The sequence below is a fragment of the Nonomuraea sp. NPDC059007 genome, from assembly GCF_042740555.1.
Classification (GTDB): domain Bacteria; phylum Actinomycetota; class Actinomycetes; order Streptosporangiales; family Streptosporangiaceae; genus Nonomuraea.
Map to the genome: position 1 here is coordinate 16158 of NZ_JBHYJD010000077.1, position 20854 is coordinate 37011.

The window sequence follows — 20854 nt, forward strand, 5'->3', positions numbered from 1 at the left end:
CTCAATTCATCAGAGCCCTCGAATGTTCCCAAGCTTGCCGATGTTCGCTCACGGCGATCGTAATCATGTAAGTAGCCCCTGAGAGTGACGCCGGCTACCCGGTGCCGGACATAAGGTCATTCAGGTGATCTCCGCCCTGGTGCGGCCGCTGAAGTTCGCACTGTTCACGGGCAAAGCCGAGCCGCCTCCTCTCGCGACCCGCCGCACGCGCGTCTCCGCGCCGCGCTGGCTGGCCCCCTTCACCACCCTCGACTGGGTACGGCTGGCCGAGCTGACCCTCGCGATCCTCCTCTACGCCACGGCCAGCTCCGACCTGTGGCAGCGGCTCTACGACAAGCAGATGACGTCGCCACCGGCTCTGCCGTTCCAGCTCGCCCTCGTGTCCCTGTCCCTGCCCGTGGCCCTGCGCGACCGCTGGCCGCTGGGCGCGTGGCGGACCGCGCTGGTGACGCTGCCGGCGTACGTGTACATCGACCGGATGATCGACGGGTTCCCCGACCAGGGCATGACGTACTCGTGGCCGCTGGTCCTGATGTACCTGCTGGTCCTCTACACCGTGGCCTCGCGCAACTCCGAGGCCGTGTCCATCGCCGTGTGGGCCGTCTCGATGCTCTATCTGCTCGTGTTCAACTCCAACGTGGTGCCGGTCGGCGCGGCCGTCCTCGCGGTGCCGCTGGTGCTCGGCTACAACGTGCGGGCCCGGCGCAGGGCCTCGGCCAAGCTGGTCGAGGAGTCGCAGCTCAAGGTGGTGGCCGAGGGGGCGCAGGCCGTACTGGAGGAAAGGGCGCGCATCGCGCGCGAGCTGCACGACGTGGTCGCGCACCACATGTCGGTGATCGCCATCCAGGCCGAGGCGGTGCCGCTCAAGGCGGCCGGGGACGCCAAGCAGTTGGAGGAGGGGCTGGCGGTGATCCGCTCGCTGTCGCTGGACGCGATCGCCCAGCTCCGGCAGGTGCTCGGCGTGCTGCGCGACGCCGACGGGCGCAAGGAGACCACGCCGCAGCCGGACCTGGAGGGGATCGACGCGCTCGTGGCCAACGCGCGGGCGGCCGGGCTGGCCGTGCTGTTCAGAAGATCGCCACAGGTGGAGGAGGTGCCGCAGGCCGTGGGGCTGTCGGCGTACAGGATCGTGCAGGAGTCGCTGAGCAACGTCATGCGGCACGCGCCGGGGGCGACCGTCTCCCTGGAGGTCGCGCGAGAGGGAGACGAACTGGTCGTACGGGTCGCCAACGGCCCCGGAGCCAGGCCCGCCGAATCCTCGGCCGGGGCCGGGCACGGGCTGGTGGGCATGCGGGAACGGGCGGTGCTGCTCGGCGGCACGCTGGAGGCGGGGCCGATCGCCGACGGCTTCGAGGTCGTCGCCCGGCTGCCCCTGGAGGCGGCGTGATCAGGGTCATGATCGCCGACGACCAGGGCATGGTACGCACCGGCTTCACCGTCTTCCTCGGCGCCCAGAGCGACATCGAGGTGGTGGGCGAGGCGGCCGACGGCGCGCAGGCGGTCGAGCGGGCGGCGGAGCTGCGGCCGGACGTGATCCTGATGGACGTGCGCATGCCGGTGATGGACGGCCTCGAAGCAACCCGAATCATCGCCCAACGCGAGGATATTTCGGCAAAAATCCTGATCCTGACCACCTTTGACCTGGACGACTACGTCTACGAGGCCCTGCGGTCCGGCGCCAGCGGCTTCCTGCTGAAGGACGCCTCGGCCGTCCAGCTCGCCGAGGCCGTCCGCGTGGTCGCCGGCGGGGACGCCCTCCTCGCCCCCGCCGTGACCCGGCGCCTGATCCGCGAGTTCGCCCGCCTCGGCGGCCCGCGCGCCCCGTCCACCCGCCGCCTGGGCCAGCTGACCGAGCGCGAGACCGAGGTCCTCGTCCTGGTCTCGCGCGGCCTGTCCAACCAGGAGGTCGCCGGCAAGCTGGTCCTGTCGGAGCAGACGGTCAAGACGCACGTGGGCCGCGTGCTGACCAAGCTCGGCCTGCGCGACCGCGCCCAGGCCATCGTCTACGCCTACGAGACCGGCCTCGTCCGCCCGGGAGACTGACGCCGGCTTCCCGGGACGTCAGCTCGCGACCGAGACCGTGACCGTCTGCCCGTCGCGGACCGGCAGGATCGCGACGGTGTACCGGACGCCGTCGATCGTCTTCTGGATGCCCGGCACGCGGTGCCCGGCGACCGTCAGCTTGCGGTGCCCGGCCGGAAAGCGGGCCTCCCAGAACGTGAGCCCGCCGGTGCGGTTGGTGAAGGTGGTCGAGGTCTGGCCGTCGTGGCGGACGTCCACGGTGCCGCCGCCGACCGGGACGGCGTCCACGCGCAGCCAGGGGATGTCGCCGGGCAGGCGCGACTGGGTGGCCACCGTACGCCTCGGGGCGTCGGGCTGGACGCCCATCAGGCCCTCCACGGTCTGGCTGACCAGGGTGAACGGAACCTCCGGGTAGTCCCCGTTGAGGCCCTGGCGGTTGCTGACGTGGCGGGTGTCGCGCTGGTCGTAGACGTGCTGCATCCACTTCCAGGCGGTGTCGTTGCGGTTGTGGCGGAAGAAGGTGTCGGGCAGGTAGGTGATCGCCTCGATGTTGGCCGGCCGGTCGGGGCCCGAGGCCTGCGTGTCGACGAAGTCGAGGTAGGCGTCGTTGCGCGGGCCCGCGTCGATGATGCCCTTCATCGGCATGAACCAGCTGTTCTCCTTGCCGAAGCCGGTCAGCGGGGCGCCGTCGATCGTGTAGGCGCGCACGAACTCATCCGAGCCGGGCTTCACGCTCCAGGTCTGGTTGAAGTAGCGCTTGAGGTCGCGGGCGCGGGCCCCGGTCTCCATCGACAGGCGTACCTCACGCTTGTCCAGGGCCATGTCGGCCAGCGCGCGGTAGGCCTGGTACTGGGCGCCGATGCCGTCGCCCGCCTCGGCCAGCGGCTCGCGGCTGACCTCGTTGTAGCTGGCCACGCCCTGGAAGATGCCCCTGCCGGTGCCCTCGGCGACGCCGTTCGGCTTGGCGCCGTCGTGCTGCTGGATGAAACCGGTGGTGGCGTTGCGGTAGTAGTCCCAGAAGACCGGGTCGTCGAGGTAGGCACGGTCGCCGGTCCAGCGGAAGGCCTGGTTGGCCTTCTCGACCAGCTCGAACGTGGCCGGCACCTCGCGCACGAAGTTCGTCGGCGACTTGTAGTCGATGGTGTGCCAGGTCTTGGCGTCGAAGTTGATCGCCCACACCGGATAGAACTTGTGCTCAGGCGTGGCGCTGGCGGCGAACGAGCGCAGCATGTTCTTGTTCTCGGCGTCGAAGCCGAGGATGTGCGCGCCGGCGAGCTGGTGGGCGAAGTCACGCGAGTAGTACGCGGTGCGGTGGGCGTAACCACCCCAATAGGTCGGGGTGTACGGGGCTTCGCCCGGGTCGACCGGGTTGGTGGCCCCGATGTTGATCGGCCCGACGACGCCGTCCTGGTGGACCCACCCGGCGGCCTTGGCCTTGGCCCAGTCGAACATCGCGACGACCTTGGGGGTGCCCGAGCTGACCCGCGGGTCGGCGGGGGCGGCAGGGGAGATCATGAGGTCGTCGGCGTTGACCCAGCCGGACCCGGAGCCGAACGCGATCTCCAGGGTGTCGCCGGCGTTCAGGCTCAGGCGCGACAGGGTGTAGCGGCTGTAGATGCCGCGGGCGGGCAGCGTGACGCTCGCCGCCTCGGCGCCGTTGACCTTGGCGGAGAACGTGCCGCCCGCGCCGCCGGTGGCGATCCAGGCGGAGATCGAGTAGCGGCCGGCGGCCGGCACCGTGATCGACTGGCTGACGCTCTTGCCGGGGCCGGAGTCGAGGTAGATGAGCCTCGTGCCGCCGTGGGGGTTGTTGGTGGCGACGCCGGAGCCGGCGGTGAACGTCCAGCCCTCGGGGCCCTTCTCGAAGCCGGGGTTGACGATGACGAGCGGTGCGGCTGCGGAAGCGGCCTCGGCGGGGGTGACGAGAGCGGCGGCGAGGAGGGCGGAGGTTAACACGACGCGTTTCATGGGGTCTCCCGATGATCGGATGAATCGTGCGGAACTGCGGAAGGAAGGGACCGGGACGAAAGAGGTCAGGCGCGGGGCGGAGCCGTGGAGCCGCGCACGACCAGTTCGGGGTTGAACAACAGCTCGCCCGTGGGCACCTCGCGGCCGCTCACCAGCGCGACCACTCCCCGGGCGACCTCCTTGGCCAGCCGGTCGACCGGCTGGCGTACGGTGGTCAGCGGCGGGTCGGCGAACTCCATGATCATGGAGCCGTCGTGCCCGACCACGGACAGGTCGGCGGGCACCGACAGGCCCTCGCGGCGGGCCCCGCGGATCACGCCGAGCGCCATGAAGTCGCTGGCCGCGACGATCGCGGTCACACCCTGCTTGAGCAGGCTCAGCGCGGCGGACTGGCCGCCCTCGATGGTGTAGTGCTGCCGGACGATCCACCGCTCGGTCTCGGTGGCGCCGCGCCTGGCCAGCGCCGCGCGGAAGCCCTTGACCCGCCGGTCGGCGGGCTGGTTGCCGACCGGGCCCGAGGCGATGCCGATCGCGCGGTGCCCCAGCGCCCACAGGTGGTCGACGGCCAGCTCGGCCGACTGGAAGTCGTCGGTGGAGTAGACGGGCGCGTCGTGGCCCTCGAATCCGCCGTTGACGCCGACGAACGGGATGCGGCGCGCCGCCAGCACGTTGAAGGTCTCGGGGTCGGCGCCCTCGACGGTGTTGCTGGCCGACAGGAACACCACCGCCGCGACGCCGTGGTCGGCCAGCGACGTGACGAACTCGCGCTCCTGTATGCCGCCGGGCAGCGCCGGGCAGAGCACGCCCTTGAGCCCGTGGGGCGCCAGCGCCGCCTCGATCAGCTCGCTGGCCTCGGAGAAGAACGGGTTCGACAGCCACGGCGTGATCACCGCGACGATCTGGCCGCGGGTGGAGCGTTCGTAGCCGAGCTCGTTCATGGCGCGCTCGACGGCCTCGCGGGTCTTGGCGGCGACCCCGGAGCGCCGGTTGATGACCCGGCTGACCGTGGCCTCGCTCACGCCCGCGCGGGCGGCCAGCTCGGTGATGCCGATCTTCACGGGGTCCCCTCCAGAGTCGCCAGCCCGGAGGGCGGCACGGACAGCACGCTCAGGCCGGGCTCCAGCCGCCGCCGCGCCCGCTCGATGATACGGCCGGCGGCGTCGTGGACCACGGTGGCGAACACCCCTCCAGGCCCGGCCACGTCGAGGACGAGGCGCGGCGAAGCCGTACCGTTGACCAAGGTGATCTTACGGTGCCCGGCGGTGTCCAGGACCGCTACCCGCTCGGCCGTGACGGTGATGACGCAGGCGTCGCCGCGCGCGGCCCGCACGACGGGGTAGAGCTCGTCCGGACGGCCCGGCTCGACCTCGCCGTCGAGCAGCAGCGGACGCAACCGCCGCCACTGCGCGAGCCAGAAGCGCAGCATCTCGCGCTGCTCTCCGCCGAGCCCTGCCAGCCGCGCGGAGATCTGCGGTACGGCGTGCAGCGCCCCGATCAGCTGCCTGGCGGCGCTCGCGGGCGGCGCGGCCGGGTCCCACATGAGCATGTCGGAGTGAACGGCCCCGCGCACGGCCAGCAGCCCGACGTCGATCGTGCGCACCCGGTTGGCCACGGCGTCGGCGGGGCAGTCGTCGGCCCGCAGCATGTTCCCGAAGCCCGCCATGCCCGGCCCCACATACGGCTGCCGCAGCTCGATCAGCGCCTCGGGCCCCAGCGCCGCCCGTACCTCGGTCAGCAGGAGGCGCATGGCCTCGCCCACGTCGGCGACGTCGCCGTGGGTGGGCTTGCCGGCGTAGACCATGGCGTCGTCCAGGAAGTCGATCTTCAGCCCGTCGAGGCCGTAGTCGTGGACCAGGCGGGCGCACGTGTCCACGACGTGCCGCCGGACCTCGGGGCGGCGGGGGTCGAGCACGCGGGCGCCGGGCGGGCCGCCGGAGGCGGGGGCGTACCGGGCGAGCGCGTCGAAGCAGTCCGCCTCGGCCCCGAGCAGGAGCGGCGCGACCCAGAGCAGATACTTGAGGCCGAGCGCCCGGACCCGGGCGACATGACCCGCCAGGTCCGGAAATTTCGTGACATCGGGTTGCCAGTCGCCCACACCCGGATAGCCGCGCCCGTTCCCCTTCTCCTGCCAGCCGTCGTCCACGATGACCACACCGCAGCCCAGCTCCGCCGCCAGCCGGGCCTCCTCCTCCACGGCCGCCGCCTCGACGGCCTGGCTGAAGCCGTACCAGGTGGAGTAGACCGGCTCCCGGGCCGCGGCGGGCACCGGCGCGAGCCCCCGTCCCAGCTCGGCCCGCAGCAGCCGCATCGCCACCGCGACACTCGCCGACCGGGGCGCGAGGTAGAGCCGGTAGGTCCCGGCGGGCGCCCGCAGATGCACCACGAAAGCCTTGTTCTCCTCCGACACCCCGAACCGCATGGAACACTCGGGCACCGGATCGGCGGCGGCGAAGGCCAGCATCGTCCGGCCGGAGCTGTCATAGAGGCAGCCGGCCGCGGCCCCCTTGACCAGCGAGATCTCGGCCCGCCCCGCCCAGTCGGCGACGATCGTCCGGCTCCAGCGGCAGTCGGGGTGCCAGAACCCCACCGCGTCCCCGAGCGCCACCGACAACCGGATCTCCATCTCCTCCCCGGAGTGGATCTCCAGCACCGCGGCGCCGCCGGGCAGCCGCTTCGGCTCCCTGCGCGCGGAGGGGGGCAGCACCGCCAGCCGTACGTCATCGAGCAGGTGGGCGGTGGGCACGGGCATCAGCCCCGCCGTCGTGACGCTCACTCTTTCACAGCTCCAGCGAGAAGTCCGGACACGAAGTGTCGTTGCAGCAACAGGAACAGCACGGCCATCGGGAGGGCGGCGACGGCCGTTCCGGCGAGGATCTGGCCGTAGTCGGTCTCCGTGGCGCCCTGCAGGGAGGCGATGGCCAGCGGGATGGTGTAGGCGTCCTTGGTACGGAGCGCGATGAGGGGCCAGACGAAGTCGTTCCACTGGTAGAGGAACAGGTAGATGCCCAGGGCGGCCAGGGCCGGGCGCATCGGCGGCAGGACGATGCGGATGAACAACCGCAGTTCGCCGCAGCCGTCGGCGCGGCCGGCCGCCAGGAGCTCGTCCGGGAGCGCGGACATGCTCTGGCGCATCAGGAAGATCCCGAACGGCAGCGCCAGGTTCGGCAGGACGATGGCCTGGTAGGTGTTGAGCCAGTCGAGTGCCAGCATCATCTTGAACAACGGCACCAGCGTCACCTGGCTCGGGATCACCAGGCCGAGCATGAGCAGGCCGAACAGGAGTTCCCTGCCTTTGAAGGAGTACTTGGCGAAGCCGTACCCGGCCAGGGTGCAGACAGCGCCGGACAGGATCGTGTAGATCAGCGAGATCAGCAGGGAGTTGAGCACGGTCCTGCTGAAGCCGATGCCCTCTTCGAGGTTGGCGAGGTTGTCCAGGAGGTGGCCGCCGGGCAGCAGCGGGGGCGGGCTGCCGAAGATGTCGCCGGTGCTGTGGGTGCTCGCGATCGCCAGCCAGTAGAACGGCACCAGGACGACGGTGACGGTGATGAGCAGCGTCGAGGTCAGCATCACCTTTCTCATGATTTTTCACCCAGGAACTTGAACTGCACGATGCCGAGGATCGCGATGATGACCGCCAGCGCGTAGGCGATGGCCGAGGCGTAGCCGAAGTCGAAGTAGCGGAAGCCGTTCATGTAGAGGTACATGCCGAGCGTCAGGGTGGCGTTGTCGGGTCCGCCGCCGGTCAGCACGTACGGCTCGTCGAACAGCTGCAGCGTGCCGATCGTCGACATGACCACCGTGAGCAGCAGCACCGGCCGCAGTCCCGGCAGCGTCACGTGCCAGAACCGGCGCCAGGCGCCCGCGCCGTCGACCGAGGCCGCGTCGTAGTGGTCCTTGGGCAGCGCCTGCAGCCTGGCCAGGTAGATGACCGCGTTGTAGCCGGTGTAGTGCCAGGTCAGCGCGAGGCCGACGGCGATGCGCGCCCACAGGGTGTCGGTGAGCCAGGGGATCTCCGGGACGCCGAACAGCCCGAGGAACCAGTTGACCAGCCCGCCCTGCGGGTTGAGCAGGACCCCGAACAGGATGCCGTACGCCACCAGCCCGGTCACCATCGGCAGGAAGAAGCCCAGCCGGAAGAACGCCTTCATCTTCAGCAGCGGCGAGTTGAACGCCACCGCCAGCGCGATCGCGATCCCCAGCATCAGCGGCACCTGCACGACCATGATGAGCGCGGTGTTGCGCAGCGCCGTCCAGAACAGCGGGTCGCCGGCCAGGCGCTCGTAGTTCGCGGTGCCGGCGAACGTCTGCAGCGCCCCGTCGGTCCTGAACAGGCTGAGCACGAACGACCAGGCGATCGGGTACAGCTTGAAGATCGCGAACAGCCCGACGGCGGGCAGCACGAACAGGTACGGCGCCAGCCGCATCGGCGACCTGAGGGCGCTCACCGTCACCGCAGCACCTTGCGGCCGGTCTGGCCGGCGAGCAGGTCGGCCGCCTCCTTGAGCACCGCTGCCGGGTCGGCGCCCTTGAGCAGCACCTTCGTCTGCGCGTCGGTGACGGCCTTGAGCGCGCGCGGGTAGTCGGCGGAGTAGTTGGTGACGTAGGAGGGCTGCTTGAGCGAGTCGAGGAAGATCTCGCCCTTCTTCTGACCGCCGAAGAACGGCGACGCCTCGTGGAAGGCCGGGTCCTCGTAGGCGGACATGAGCGCCGGCGCGATGCCCTTGCCCTTGTAGATCGCGACCTGGTTCTCCGGGCGGGTCAGCACGAACTCGGCGAAGGCGAACGCCGCCTCGCGGTGCTTGCTGGTGCCGGTGACGGCCAGGTGGGTGGAGTTGACGACAGCCGAGGTCTTGCCGCCCTGGGTGACGGCGGGCGGGAGCCGTACCTTCCACTTGCCCTTCTCGGCCGGGACGGTCTCCTCGATGATGCCGCCGAACCAGGTGGGCATCGGCTGGACGGCCACGCCGCCCTTCTTGATCGAGCCGATCATCGCCTCCCAGCCGCCGCCGTAGTCGGCGACCAGGCCGGCGTCGTTGAGCTTCTTGATGATGGTCAGCGCGGTGACCCCGGCGGGCGAGTCGAGGGTGATGTTGCCCTGCATGTCGAAGTAGAAGGCGTCCTGGAGCTGCATGAGCGCCTGGAACAGGTTGGCGGAGTCGGCCTGGGTGGCGGCCTTGTCGATGCCGAGGAGCTGGACGCCGGTCTTCTCCTTGAGCTTGATCCCGGCCTCGATCATCTCGTCCCAGGTCTGGACGGCCTCGACGTCGACGCCGGCCTTCTCGAAGAGGTCGGCGCGGTAGTAGAAGCCGGCGGAGTTGGCCTCCCAGGGCAGGGCGTAGACCTTGCCGGAGCGGCTGACGGTCTCCCACATGCCCTGGGCGAAGCTGCCTTTGTGCTTGTCGGCGCCGAGGGGGACGAGGTCGGCGAGGCCGTCCGGAAATTTCTCGATATAGGCGGGCAGGTAGTCGACGCCGATGTGCAGCACGTCGCCCAGCCCCTGCCCTCCGGCGGCGAGCCCGGTCGTGATCTTGTCCCAGATGGCCGGGTTGCCGATGTCCTGGACGTCGACCTTGACGCCGGGGAACTGCTTGGTGAAGGCCGGGACCAGCTCCTTCATCATCGCCGCCGGCCCCTGCCAGCTCCACACGGTGATCTCGCCGGTCGCGGCGGTGCCGGTGGGGCCAGCCTTGACCGGTTGGGCGCCACCTCCGCCGCAGGCGCTGAGCAGGGTGCCTCCGGCGGCCAGGGCGCTGAGCTGGAGGAAACGGCGACGGTACATGGGCGGTCTCTCCTGTGGGGGGGGGTTCGCGAGGATTGCCCGGGACGTTACCGGGGCATTTCCGCGCTTGCAATCCTTCGATGAAAACTTTCGTGATTCTGTGACAGCTGCGCAGCAAGTCCGAGGTGGCGTACAGTCGCACCGTGGATCCGGTCCAGCTCTTCCACGACGTGGCGGACAGCGTGCCCGCCTACCGCGCCTTCCTCGCCGCGCACGGCGCCGACCCCCGCGCCACGCCGTTCCACGACCTCCCGCTGACCACCAAGGACACCTACACGCGCCGCTACCCTCTGCCCGACCTGTGCAGGGGCGGCGTGATCGGCGACATGATCGCCGTCTCCTCCGGCTCGACCGGCGAACCGTCCTTCTGGCCCCGCTCCGCCGCCGACGAGCGGGTCATCGCCGACCGCTTCGAGGAGGTGTTCGACGCCTTCGAGACCCGCTCCCGCCGTACGCTCGCCGTCGTCTGCTTCGCCCTCGGCACCTGGGTGGGCGGCCTGTTCACGCTCAACTGCGTGCGCCACCTGGCCGAGCGCGGCCACCGCGTCACCGCGATCGCGCCCGGCAGCGACAAACGCGAGATCCTGCGGGTGATCCCGCCGCTGGCGCCGCATTTCGACCAGGTCGTCCTGCTCGGCTACCCGCCGTTCCTGAAGGACGTGATCGACGCCGGGTCCGGCTGGGCCGCGTACAACCTGAAGCTGGTCACGGCGGGCGAGGTCTTCAGCGAGGAGTGGCGCACGCTGGTGTGCGAGCGCGCCGGCATCGCCGACCCCGTCACATCCACCGCCAGCCTGTACGGCACCGCCGACGCGGGCGTCCTCGGCAACGAGACCCCGCTCTCCATCGAACTGCGCCGCTTCCTGTCAGGCCGTCCCGACCTGGCCAGGAGGCTGTTCGGGGAGTCCCGGCTGCCCACGCTGGTCCAGTACGACCCGGGCGTGCGCTACTTCGAGGAGCACGCGGGCACGCTGGTGTTCACCGGCGACAACGGCATCCCGCTGATCCGCTACCACATCGCCGACGAAGGCGGCCTCATCCCGTACCCGGACATGCTCACCTTCGCCCGGTCCCACGGCCTCACCCCGTCGGCCCCCGGCCCCGAGCACCCGTTCGCGTACGTGTTCGGCCGCAGCCACTTCACCGTGTCGTACTACGGCGCCAACATCTACCCGGAGAACATCGCCATCGGCCTGGAGCAGCCGGAGATCGCCGGCTCGGTCACCGGAAAATTCGTCATGCAGGTGGAAGAGGACGACACCAGGAACCGCCACCTCACCATCACCATAGAACTCGCCCCCGGCACCGAACCCACCCCAAGCCTGTCCAGAATGGCCGCCACCTCAATCCGCACCCAGCTGAACCGCCTGAACAGCGAGTTCACCGCCTACGTCCCACAACCCCACCAAACCCCAACAATCCACCTACGCGAAACCGCCGACCCCACCTACTTCCCACCCGGCACCAAACACCGCTACACCCGCCCACCCCCGTAACTCCAGCCACCCGAGAACACGCACCCCCTCCCCGCACCCTCGATCGCCGGATCAACCCCGCAAGGGGCAAGACCCGCGCAGGGCAAGGCGGCGCGGGCAAGGCGGCGCGGCGCGGGCCATGCGGCGCGCGGCGCGGGGCGGGCGGCGCGGGCCATGCGGCGCGGCGCGGGGCAGGCGGCGCGGGGCAAGGCAGTGCCGGGCAATGGCCTGTGCGGGCGACGCCCACCCCAGAGCACGCGCCCCTCCCACGCTCTTGAGCGCCGGTACGGCGAGCACCGCCGCGCCCGGAACCCGGCGCAACGCGCACAGCGCCCAGCCACCCAGGGCACACCGGCAAGGGCCACGCCCGCCGGTGGCACGTGCCGTGCCAGGGCAGTGGGCACGTGCCGGGGCGGTGGGCACGTGCGGGGGCGGTGGGCACGTGCCGGAGGCGAGAGGCTGGCCAGGGGTGGGGCAAGGGCGGTCCGGGAGCGGGCCAGGGGTGGTGCGGGGCGCGGGGCGGGTCGGCCGGGGCGGAGGGCCGGTCGGGACGGGGGCCGGTGGGGCGGTGCCCGTGGGGGTGGGTCCGGGACGGGGGAAGGGTGCGGGGGTGGGCGCAGCGGTGCCCGCGGGGGTGGGACAGGCCGAGGGTGCGGGGGTGGGTGGGGGGAGGTGGGTTGGGCATGACATGGCAACCGCCGGCGCCCCTCCGGCGTCTTCTGGTGAGCGGCGAACATGCCCCCTCCCGGTCAACGGGTTCACCGGGCTCCCGGTCGGCTCCCCAGCCGGACCCGGGCATCCCAAGGGCCGCGCGGGCACCTGGGGTGGGCCCGGGGGCCGGGTGTAACGGGCCGCCTGCTCGCGATGATGAACATCAGCGGATGATGTTTGGTCATCACTCGACTCCTTACCTTCACCTTGGTGAGTCGAAGGGACGGGAGGGACGCGGCATACCTGCTGCAACAGGTACGCCGTGATAAATCCCTCTCGTCCCCAAAGGGGCCTTTATAGGGCCCAAGAATGGCGAAATCGAGAAATCACCCCTAGGAACGTTCCCGGGGTGATTTCAGGTGGGGAAGCACAGCCCCGACGCGAGGTTTCTTCGCGTCCGCCGTGCTTGAAGCAAGAGAGTATCGGAGTTCCCGACGCTCCGCTTATCGGACACATCACCCCGCTAGCCAACAAATATCACGCCCGTCACTCGCCCCACGAAAGTAAGGAGTGATCTTCGCGGTTATGCGTTTCGCATAGCGTTCCCCAAGGGTTGATGACACAGTGTCAGCTTGACGGCCGCCCCACGCTTTGTGACACTGTGTCGTGAAACACCAGTCCAGTACGGGGTGAGCCGTGACGTCGTTCTCCGAGATCCTGAAGACCGCCACCTGGGCCGACCACGAGTCGGCCGAGGACGAGAGCTACCTCAAGGAGCTCATGGGCGGCCGCCTGAGCGCGGAGGAGTATGGCGAGATGATCGCCCAGCACTACTTCGCCTACCTGGCCCTCGACGGCGCGTCCAAGGCGCTGGCCGGAGACCCGGTCGCCGGCCGCTTCGTCTTCCCCGAGCTCTACCGCCAGGAAGCCCTGGAACGCGACCTCCACACCGTCTACGGCCCCGCCTGGCGCGACCGGATCGCCCCCTCCAAGGCCACCCGCACCCTCGTGGCCAGGATCAACCAGGTCGCCGACTGGCCCTGCGGCTACGTCGCCCACCACTACACGCGGTACATGGGCGACCTGTCCGGCGGCCAGTTCATCCGGATGGAGCTGCAGAAGATCTACGGCTACTCCAAGGGCGGCGGCGTCGACTTCTACATCTTCGACCAGGTGGGCAGCCTGCCCCGGTTCAAGAACGAGTACCGGACCCGCCTGGACGCGCTCAACCTCGACGATCGCGAGCAGCGGCGGGTGATCCGCGAGGTCAAACTGGCCTACCAGCTCAACACCGAGGTCCTGGCCGAACTCCTTCACACGGTCAAGGCAGCGGCTTAGGCGGCGCCGTACGCCTAACATGAGGTCATGCCCCGGATCAGCGCCGCGACCATAGGCGAGCACCGCGCCCAGACGCAGGACCGCATCCTGCAGGCGGTCTCGCGGCTGTCGCGCGTGCACGGGATCGATGCCATCTCGATGACCGACGTGGCCAGTGAGGCCGGCATCACCCGCACGGTGCTCTACAACTACTACCCGGACAAGGCCGCGCTGCTGCTGGCCTTCACCGAGCGGGTCACCCAGTACTTTCTCGACAGCTACGAGCGTGACCTGCCCGCGGACGCCTCCCCCGCCGACCGGCTGCGCGCGTTCATCCGCCTGCAGCTGGCCGGGCTGCTGGCTCACCCGCACCCCGGCGCCGCCGACCTGAGCGCCACCCTCGGCCCCGACGCCTACCAGCAGCTGGCCGAGCATGTGGCGCCGATGCAGCGGGTGCTCGTCGGGATTCTGGAGAGCGGAGCCTTCCAGGTCACCGACGTGGAGGCGACCGCGCGGATGATCCTCGCGGTGATCGGGGCCGAGCGGGTTCCCCTGATCAGCGGGACGCTGACGCCGGAAGAGGCGGAGAAGCTGGTCTCCGGTTTCGTCCTGCGCGCGCTGGGCCACGGCTGACGCGCAACCCGGGGGCGGCCGAGCGTTCTCAGAGCCCGGTGACAGGATTGCCCCATGGACAACGGCCACATCACTCTTAAATCCGCACAGGGGCGGTGGATCCTCGCGGCGACCGTGCTGGGCTCGGGGCTTGCCATGCTCGACAGCACCGTGGTCAACGTCGCGCTGCCGGCCCTCGGCGAGGAGTTGAAGGCCGACATGGCCGGGCTGCAGTGGACGGTGAACGCCTACACCCTCACGCTGGCCGGTCTCATCCTGCTCGGCGGCTCACTCGGCGACCGCTACGGCAGGCGCAAGGTCTTCCTGATCGGAACCGTCTGGTTCGCGATCGCCTCCGCGTTGTGCGGGGCGGCGCAGAACATCGAGATGCTCATCGCCGCCCGCGCCCTGCAGGGCATCGGCGGCGCGCTGCTCACGCCGGGCTCCCTGGCGATCATCCAGGCCTCGTTCGTGCGCGGCGAACGTCCGCGCGCGGTGGGCGCCTGGTCCGGGCTCGGCGGCGTGGCCAGCGCGATCGGCCCGCTGCTGGGCGGCTGGCTGGTGCAGTCGGCCGGCTGGCGGTGGGCGTTCCTCATCAACCTGCCGTTCGCCGCGCTCGTGGTGTGGGTGACGATCAGGCACGTGCCCGAGACGCGCGACGAGCAGGCCACGGGCCGCTTCGACGTGCTCGGCGCGGTGCTCGCCGCGCTCGCGCTGGCCGGCATCACCTACGGCCTCATCGAGACGGGCACACCCGTCCCGCTCATCGCCGGGCTCCTGCTGGGCGCCGCGTTCGTCTGGGTGCAGGTACGGCGTTCGCCCGACGCGCTCGTGCCGGTCGGGATCTTCCGCGACCACGTGTTCACCGCGATCAACGTGGTCACGTTCATCGTCTACGCGGCCATGGGCGTCGTCTTCTTCCTGCTGGTCGTGCAGTTGCTGGTGGTGTCCGGGTTCGGCCCGATCGCCGCGGGCTCGGCCATGCTGCCGGTGACGATCCTCATGCTGCTGCTGTCAGCGCGGGCGGGCGAGCTGGCCAAGCGGGTCGGGCCGCGCTGGCCCATGACGATCGGCATCCTGGTGGCCGGGGCGGCGTTCCTGTGGATGGGCACGATCGGCGAAGGCTCCTCGTACTGGCTGCAGGTCATGCCGTCGGTCACGCTCTTCGGCCTGGGCCTGTCGGCGGTGGTCGCCCCGCTCACCGCCACCGTCCTGGCCAGCGCGCAGGAGCGCTACGCCGGTACGGCCAGCGGCGTCAACAACGCGGTGGCCAGGACCGGCAGCCTGTTCGCCGTGGCCGCCATCCCGCCGGTGGTGGGGCTGGTGGGCGACGCCTTCAAGAAGCCCGGGGTGTTCGACGCGGGCTTCGAGATGGCGATGCTGGTCAGCGCGGGCATGATGCTGGTGGCCGCGCTGATCACGGTGGTCACGATCCGGCGGAACGTGCTCGCCCCCGACGAGGAGGACGAGAACGTTCAGTCCTGATCCGGCTGTTCGAGGTGCTCCAGGAGGTCGGCGGCGGCTTCCGCGAGGTCGGCCAGGTCGAGGGCGGTGAAGGCGGCGACCGCCGCGCGGGCGCGGATCGCCGCCTCCTCGTGGCGGTCGAGCGAGAGCAGCATCCTGGCCTCGTCGTAGTCGAGCGCCGCCAGCTCGAACGCCGCCTGCTCGCCGTCGAGCGTACGCAGGAAGTCCCTGACCGGCGCCACCGCCTCCAGCGCGGCCTTGGCCTGGTCGGCCCAGTACAGGGCGGACAGCTGCTTGCGCATCGCGGTGCCGGCCTCGTCGCGGGCGCCGGCGTCCACGTAGTTCTGGACGGCCTGGGAGAACGCGCCGGACGACTCCTCGTCCCGGTCGAGCTCGCCCAGCAGCATGCCGGCCGCCTCCCAGGCGCGGGCGGCGCGGATCGGCTCGGCGTAGAGCCCGGCCAGCTCGGTGAAGTCGGCCAGCGCCGCCTCCCGTTCGCCGAGCATGCGGCGGGCGTGCGCCCTGGTCCACTGGGCGTTGACGCGGTTGTCGTAGTCGCCGGGTTCCAGGAGGCCGAGCGCCTCCTCCGCGGCGATGGCGGCCTCGACCACCCGGTCCGTGGACAGGTACGCGGCGGCCAGGTCGACGCGGGCCAGCGCGGCGTTGGCGGTGCCGCCCAGCGCGGTGAACAGGGCCACCGCCTCGATCAGGTCCTCGGCCGCCTCCTCTGGCCGGTCGACCGCGACCAGCACCTCGCCGCGCACCGCGTGGGCGACGGCCCGCTGCTCCGGGTCCCTGCTCACCGCGGCGGCCTCGCCGTAGGCGGCCAGGAGCTCCTCCAGCGAGCCCGGCTCCTCCGGCAGCTCGTCCGGGGTGGTGTCCAGCTCGGTGTCCTGAGGGGTCGTGGCCAGGTGGCGCAGGAGTTCGCCGTGGATCAGGGCGGCGGTGGCCAGCTGGGCGAGGTCGCCTTCCGCGCGCAGGGCCACGCGGGCGGCGCGCAGGGTGCGGGCGGCCGTGACGGGCTCCTCCAGGCGGGCGCGCATCAGCAGCAGTGAGCCATCGCGCGTGCCGACGAGCAGGTCGAGCGCCTCCTGGCGGCGTCCGGCCTCGGCGTGCTCCCCGGCCAGGCGAGCGAGCTCGGCCACGGCCTGGTCGGCGCCGGAAACCTTGATCGAGGGGAGGGTCTCCTCCGCGGGCGCCGTACCGGAAAGGGTGACGCGGCGCGCGTGGGGCACCAGGGGAAGGTGGTCGACCAGCGGCTCCGCCGTCAGGCAGGCCTCGATCCTGGAGCTCTGCTCCCGGGTGCCGTTGCGGGTGTCGAAGGCGGCGGCGAGCTCGCGCGCCCGCCCGGTCACCTCGGCCCGCAGCGCGGCGACGGACGTCTCGGCGCCGCCCACGGCGACGGCGAGGTCGCCGTGGCCGAGCTCCTCCAGGCGGCGCAGCAGCAGCCCGGCCGCGCCCAGGAAGGTCATGAGCGTGTGCGGCGAGGCCCGCTCCTCCAGCCGCGGCAGCTCGCGCTGCAGGATCTCGAGTCCGCGGCTCTCGTTGCCGGTACGAGCCAGGAACTCCAGGTGGAGGTCGAGGTTGCTGGTGTAGTGGGGAAGGGCCTGGATCAGCCGGTACGCCTTGAGGTGGGCCTGGGCGGCTTCGGCGTGCCGGCCCGTCCTGACGTAGGGCAGCAGGAGGCAGCTGAGGATGCTCTGCGGCTGGTTCTCGCAAGTCAGGTGCCCGGCGACAACCGGGGCGGCGAGCGTGACCGCTTCCTCGTCGCGGCCGAGCGCGGCCAGGTGCATGATCTTGCCGTCGGGGTCGCAGCCCTCGCAGTCGGACATCTCGTCGCGCGGCGTGATGCTCCAGTGGTGGAAGTGCTCCTCGGCGGCGGCCCGGTCGCCGACGTGCCCGGCGACCATGCAGCGCTGGGCGTGCACGGCGTGCAGCCCGGCGCCCGCCTCGCGGTAGCGGCGCTCCATCTCGGCCAGCGCGTCGTGCGCGCGGCCCAGCGGGACCTGCGGGAAGTCGCGCATGGAGTCGACGATCCACTTGTACTGCCACAGCAGCGTGTGCGTCTGCCAGTCGTCGAACAGTTCGGGGTCGGCGTCGAAGTCGGCCACGCAGCGGGAGAAGGTGGCGAACGACTTGGCCGGTTCCGAGCCGAACTGGTAGGCCTCGGTGAGCTCCATCCGCACCGCGAGGATCTGTTCGCGGTCGCCGCCCGACTCAGCGTGGCGCAGCGCCTGCTCCAGGAGCAGGGTCCTGGCCTCGCCGTAGGGCAGGTCGGAGGCTTCGTCGATGAGGTCGTCGATGTCGATCACGAAGTGGCCCAATCAAGGAGTCCGAGGAAGGAGCGGTTGAGTGCGGCGCTGTCGGCCGGGCGCAGCGGGTGGTGGCCGTGCAGGAGCGCCATGCCGTAGAGGGCTTCGACGGCGGTTCCGGCGAGGTTCATGTCGCTGAGCGACAGCACCTTGCGCACGAGCGGGTTGCGGTGGTTGAGCACGAGACGGGGCCGGTCGGCGGCCAGGGAGCGCTCCATCGCGCCGAGCACGTCGGCCCACAGCTCGTCACTGGCCTCCTTGGCCTCGCGCAGCTGGGCGTGGTGCTCGGCGGCACGGCTGGTCAGGTACAGGGCCGACAGCGAGGCGGGGTCGAAGTCGCGCAGCACGACCTCGCAGCCCAGCGGGTCGAGGGCGCGGGCGGCGGCGTTGAGGAAGGGGCGGGCGGCCAGCTCGGCGGCCGGGTCGACCGGGGCGAGGTGGGTGGCCAGCTCGGCGGGGTCGAGGGGTTCGAGGCGGGCCTCGGGGTCGATGCGGGACAGGCCGCGCAGGATGTCGCCGTCGTAGACGTAGCCGCCGTTGAGCAGGCCGATGCCCTGGGCGCCGGAGACGCCGGCGAGCTGGCGGAACTCATCGACGCTCGCGGTGTAGCGTCCGCGCGGGTGCAGGGCGCGGAACTGGGCGAGGGTCATGGGTCCTGAGCTGGTCTCGTACTCGAGCCAGCGGTCGACCAGCCGGAGCATGTCGTCGTCGTGCAGGGCCAGGGCCTTGACGCCGAGGTGGTGCAGGCGCAGGAAGGCGCGCAGGCCGTCCGGGTCGGTCTCGGCCAGCCGTACCAGCCAGGCGCGCAGCTGGGCGCCGAGCTGCTCGCGTACGTGCTCCAGCAGGTCGTCCTCGTAGAGCGCCTCGCGGGAGGCGGTGGGGCGCAGCTCGCCGGCGTCGACGACGCAGCGGGCGAAGAACGCCCACCCGGGCAGCAGCCCTTCGGCGTGCTCGGTGAGGAGCATGCGCTTGAGGTAGACGCGGTGGGCGCCCTTGACGGCGGGGTTGGCCTGGCTGGGCAGGATGAACGCGGCGCCGCTCAGCCCGGCTTCGGGGACGTTCAGGTCGAGTACGTCGAACGGGGTGAAGCCGAACAGCTCGCGCCCGTAGGCGAGGAGGGCGGCGCGCCGGTCTTCCGGGCCGTCGTGGCGGGCCTGCCAGGGCGGGCCGCCGACGGTGGTGGGGCGGCCGTTGACGGTGACGTCGATCGGCAGCAGCGAGCCGTAGAGCCCGGCCAGTTCGGTGACGGTGCGCTCGGTGACCCAGTCGGCGGCGTCGGCGCGTACGGCCAGGGTGACGGTGGTGCCCGGCTCGGCGCGTTCGGCCTGGGCGGCTTCGACGCTGTAGCGGCCGTCGGAGCGGCCGGTCCACACGACCGTGGGCGCGCCGGTGACGGACCTGGTCTCGACGCGGATCTCGTCGGCGACGAGGAAGCCGGACAAAAGCCCGATGCCGAACTGGCCGAGGAACTCGTGGCGGGCGAAGCCGAGCTCGTCGCGCTTGGAGGAGCGGCCGATCGTGGCCAGCAGGAGGTGAACCTCGTCCTCGGTGAGCCCGACGCCGCTGTCGCTGACCTCGATCCGGCCGTCGCCGACCTCGATCGTCACCGCCGCGGGGGCGTCGGGGTCGCCGGTACGGCGGGCCGTGATCGCGTCGGCGGCGTTCTGCAGCAGCTCGCGCACGTAGACACGCGGGCTGGAATACAGGTGCCGGCTCAGGAGATCGACGACACCGCGCAGGTCAACTTGAAAGGCGTTCTCCACGCCGAGTCACCCTAGTTCCCCCGGGTGACATAAGCCGAATTGTTAGCCTGTGAAGCGCTGCGTCCGGACACTGTTGTCGAAGTTGGACAGCAGGAGCTCGGGCTCGCCCACCGTCCTGATCTCCGGAAGCCGGGTGAACAGCTCGCGGAACATCGAGCGCATCTCCTGCCTGGCCAGGTTGGCGCCGAGGCAGAAGTGCGGCCCCGGTCCGCCGAAGCCCACGTGCGGCTTGGTGTCGCGGGTGATGTCGAAGGCGTCCGGGTCGGGGAAGACGCTCTCGTCGCGGTTGGCGGAGCCGTAGAAGAGCACCACCTTGTCGCCCTTCTTCAGGTGCAGGCCGCGCAGCTCGTAGTCCTCCGTCACCGTGCGGCGGAACTGGATGATCGGCGAGACGTGCCGGACCATCTCCTCGATCGCGCCGCCGATGCGGGCGTCGAAGTCGCCGAGCAGCAGCTCACGCTGGGCGGGGTGGTCGGTGAGGAGCTTGATGCCGTGGGCCATCGTGTTGCGTGCGGTCTCGTTGCCGGCGACCAGCAGCAGCGCGAAGAACGAACCGAGCTCCTTGTCGGTCAGCCGCTCGCCGTCGGGGTTGGCGTTGACCAGCAGCGAGACCAGGTCGCCCGTGGGCTCGCGCTGGCGCTCGTGGCCGAGCTTGATGACCAGGCGCTGCAGGGCGAGCAGGGCGAGCATGTTCTGCCCGGCCAGCGCGACGCTGCGCAGCAGGCTCGGGCGCACGCCGGTGTAGGCGGTGGAGACGTCGACGTGCTCGTGGACCTTGGCCCGGTATCGCTGGGGGATGCCCATCATGTCGCAGATGACGTGGATGGGCAGGCGGGCCGCCACCTGCCCGACGAAGTCGCCGGGGCCCTGGGCCACGACGTCGTCGACGATGCGCGTACAGGCGGCGTCGATGTCGTTCTGGAGGTTGCCCAGCATGCGGGGGCTGAAGGAGCGGGTGACGATACGGCGCAGCCGGGCGTGCCGGGGATCGTCCAGGTTGACCATGGACTCGCCGAACACGTGCTTGACCCAGCCCGGCGGCTCCGGGTTCGTGACCGCGGGCTCGCTGGAGAACACCTTGGCGTTGCGGCTGGCCTCCACGACGTCGGCGTGGCGGACCAGGGCGTAGAAACCCGCGCCGGAGCGTAAGAAGGGGATCTTCTTCTCCGGGAAGAACACCGGCCGGTCGAGCTGGCGGAGCCGGGCGAAGGCTTCGTGCCGTTCTTTCAGGGGTCTGCGCCAGAAATCCAGATCCGCGAGGTCGATGCTCACCCGCCTATCGTGGCACGTTCCCGCCGTGTTCATGCCGGGTTCGGCCGGTGCGGACATCACTGGAGACATGAACGCTTTGCTGGCCGCCTGCCTGGTCGTGCCCCTGCTCTCCCCCGCCTCCGCGGGCGCCTCCGCCGGGTGCGGCGGGCGGCTCGCCGACTTCGACGACGACGGCCGCGCCGACCTCGCGGTGGCGGCGCCGTACACCGGCTCCAGGGC

Annotated in this window: 15 protein-coding genes and 1 pseudogene; 7 read left to right on the forward strand and 9 right to left on the reverse strand. The window is 70.9% G+C overall.

Annotated elements, in window-relative coordinates:
* The first annotated feature begins 124 nt into the window (after positions 1–124).
* The gene (locus tag ACFWY5_RS54505; protein ID WP_379639841.1) at positions 125–1387 is read left to right on the forward strand and encodes a sensor histidine kinase; all 1263 of its coding nucleotides are present in this window, start codon (positions 125–127) and stop codon (positions 1385–1387) included.
* On the forward strand, positions 1384–2043 hold the full coding sequence (locus tag ACFWY5_RS54510) for a response regulator (RefSeq protein ID WP_379619681.1): 660 nt from the start codon (positions 1384–1386) through the stop codon (positions 2041–2043). Before ACFWY5_RS54505 ends, ACFWY5_RS54510 begins: the two co-directional genes overlap by 4 nt.
* Before the next feature lie 18 nt (positions 2044–2061).
* Here the strand turns inward: ACFWY5_RS54510 and ACFWY5_RS54515 are convergent, their stop codons facing one another.
* The 6 genes from ACFWY5_RS54515 to ACFWY5_RS54540 form a co-directional block, all read right to left on the reverse strand.
* Positions 2062–3990, reverse strand: coding sequence for a hypothetical protein (locus ACFWY5_RS54515; protein WP_379639842.1), 1929 nt, complete (start codon positions 3988–3990; stop codon positions 2062–2064).
* Positions 3991–4055: 65 nt separating this feature from the next.
* Positions 4056–5048 (reverse strand): LacI family DNA-binding transcriptional regulator, encoded by a 993-nt coding sequence (locus ACFWY5_RS54520; RefSeq protein WP_379619685.1) that lies wholly within the window; start codon positions 5046–5048, stop codon positions 4056–4058.
* Positions 5045–6763 (reverse strand): glycoside hydrolase family 36 protein, encoded by a 1719-nt coding sequence (locus tag ACFWY5_RS54525; RefSeq protein ID WP_379639843.1) that lies wholly within the window; start codon positions 6761–6763, stop codon positions 5045–5047. Before ACFWY5_RS54525 ends, ACFWY5_RS54520 begins: the two co-directional genes overlap by 4 nt.
* Entirely contained in the window at positions 6760–7569 is an 810-nt protein-coding gene (locus ACFWY5_RS54530) for a carbohydrate ABC transporter permease (protein WP_379619689.1), read from the reverse strand. The genes ACFWY5_RS54525 and ACFWY5_RS54530 overlap by 4 nt, the downstream gene beginning before the upstream one ends.
* The gene (locus tag ACFWY5_RS54535) at positions 7566–8441 is read right to left on the reverse strand and encodes a carbohydrate ABC transporter permease (protein ID WP_379619691.1); all 876 of its coding nucleotides are present in this window, start codon (positions 8439–8441) and stop codon (positions 7566–7568) included. Before ACFWY5_RS54535 ends, ACFWY5_RS54530 begins: the two co-directional genes overlap by 4 nt.
* Entirely contained in the window at positions 8438–9769 is a 1332-nt protein-coding gene (locus ACFWY5_RS54540) for an ABC transporter substrate-binding protein (protein WP_379639845.1), read from the reverse strand. The genes ACFWY5_RS54535 and ACFWY5_RS54540 overlap by 4 nt, the downstream gene beginning before the upstream one ends.
* A 143-nt stretch (positions 9770–9912) precedes the next feature.
* On the opposite strand from ACFWY5_RS54540, the gene ACFWY5_RS54545 reads away from it, so the two are divergent.
* The 4 genes from ACFWY5_RS54545 (at position 9913) to ACFWY5_RS54560 (ending at position 15309) form a co-directional block, all read left to right on the forward strand.
* Positions 9913–11265 carry a phenylacetate--CoA ligase family protein gene (locus tag ACFWY5_RS54545; RefSeq protein WP_379639846.1) on the forward strand — a complete coding sequence of 451 codons (1353 nt, stop codon included), beginning with the start codon at positions 9913–9915 and terminating at the stop codon, positions 11263–11265.
* A 1326-nt stretch (positions 11266–12591) separates the two neighbouring features.
* Complete coding sequence (locus tag ACFWY5_RS54550; protein ID WP_379619697.1) at positions 12592–13233, forward strand: heme oxygenase (biliverdin-producing); 642 nt, start codon at positions 12592–12594, stop codon at positions 13231–13233.
* A gap of 27 nt (positions 13234–13260) precedes the next feature.
* On the forward strand, positions 13261–13845 hold the full coding sequence (locus ACFWY5_RS54555; RefSeq protein ID WP_379619699.1) for a TetR/AcrR family transcriptional regulator: 585 nt from the start codon (positions 13261–13263) through the stop codon (positions 13843–13845).
* Positions 13846–13899: 54 nt separating this feature from the next.
* On the forward strand, positions 13900–15309 hold the full coding sequence (locus ACFWY5_RS54560; protein WP_379639848.1) for an MFS transporter: 1410 nt from the start codon (positions 13900–13902) through the stop codon (positions 15307–15309).
* On the opposite strand, the gene ACFWY5_RS54565 is transcribed toward ACFWY5_RS54560, so the two are convergent.
* From ACFWY5_RS54565 to ACFWY5_RS54575, 3 genes are read right to left on the reverse strand one after another with little or no spacing between them, the layout of a single operon-like run.
* Positions 15300–17600, reverse strand: a complete 2301-nt coding sequence (locus ACFWY5_RS54565; RefSeq protein WP_379639849.1) for a hypothetical protein — start codon at positions 17598–17600, stop codon at positions 15300–15302. The genes ACFWY5_RS54560 and ACFWY5_RS54565 overlap by 10 nt on opposite strands.
* Positions 17597–19363, reverse strand: coding sequence for an HSP90 family protein (locus ACFWY5_RS54570; RefSeq protein WP_379639850.1), 1767 nt, complete (start codon positions 19361–19363; stop codon positions 17597–17599). The genes ACFWY5_RS54565 and ACFWY5_RS54570 overlap by 4 nt, the downstream gene beginning before the upstream one ends.
* Before the next feature lie 42 nt (positions 19364–19405).
* Positions 19406–20635: a cytochrome P450 gene (locus ACFWY5_RS54575; protein ID WP_379639851.1), complete on the reverse strand. Its 1230-nt coding sequence runs from the start codon at positions 20633–20635 to the stop codon at positions 19406–19408.
* 67 nt (positions 20636–20702) lie between these two features.
* Here ACFWY5_RS54575 and ACFWY5_RS54580 point away from each other — a divergent pair.
* Positions 20703–20854: pseudogene (locus tag ACFWY5_RS54580) on the forward strand (hypothetical protein); the annotation flags it as partial.

Coding starts and splice junctions, on each gene's coding strand:
- ACFWY5_RS54515 (WP_379639842.1), bottom strand. CDS start 3,990: ATGAAACGCGTCGTGTTAACCTCCGCCCTCCTCGCCGCCGCTCTCGTC.
- ACFWY5_RS54530 (WP_379619689.1), bottom strand. CDS start 7,569: ATGAGAAAGGTGATGCTGACCTCGACGCTGCTCATCACCGTCACCGTC.
- ACFWY5_RS54540 (WP_379639845.1), bottom strand. CDS start 9,769: ATGTACCGTCGCCGTTTCCTCCAGCTCAGCGCCCTGGCCGCCGGAGGC.
- ACFWY5_RS54555 (WP_379619699.1), top strand. CDS start 13,261: ATGCCCCGGATCAGCGCCGCGACCATAGGCGAGCACCGCGCCCAGACG.
- ACFWY5_RS54560 (WP_379639848.1), top strand. CDS start 13,900: ATGGACAACGGCCACATCACTCTTAAATCCGCACAGGGGCGGTGGATC.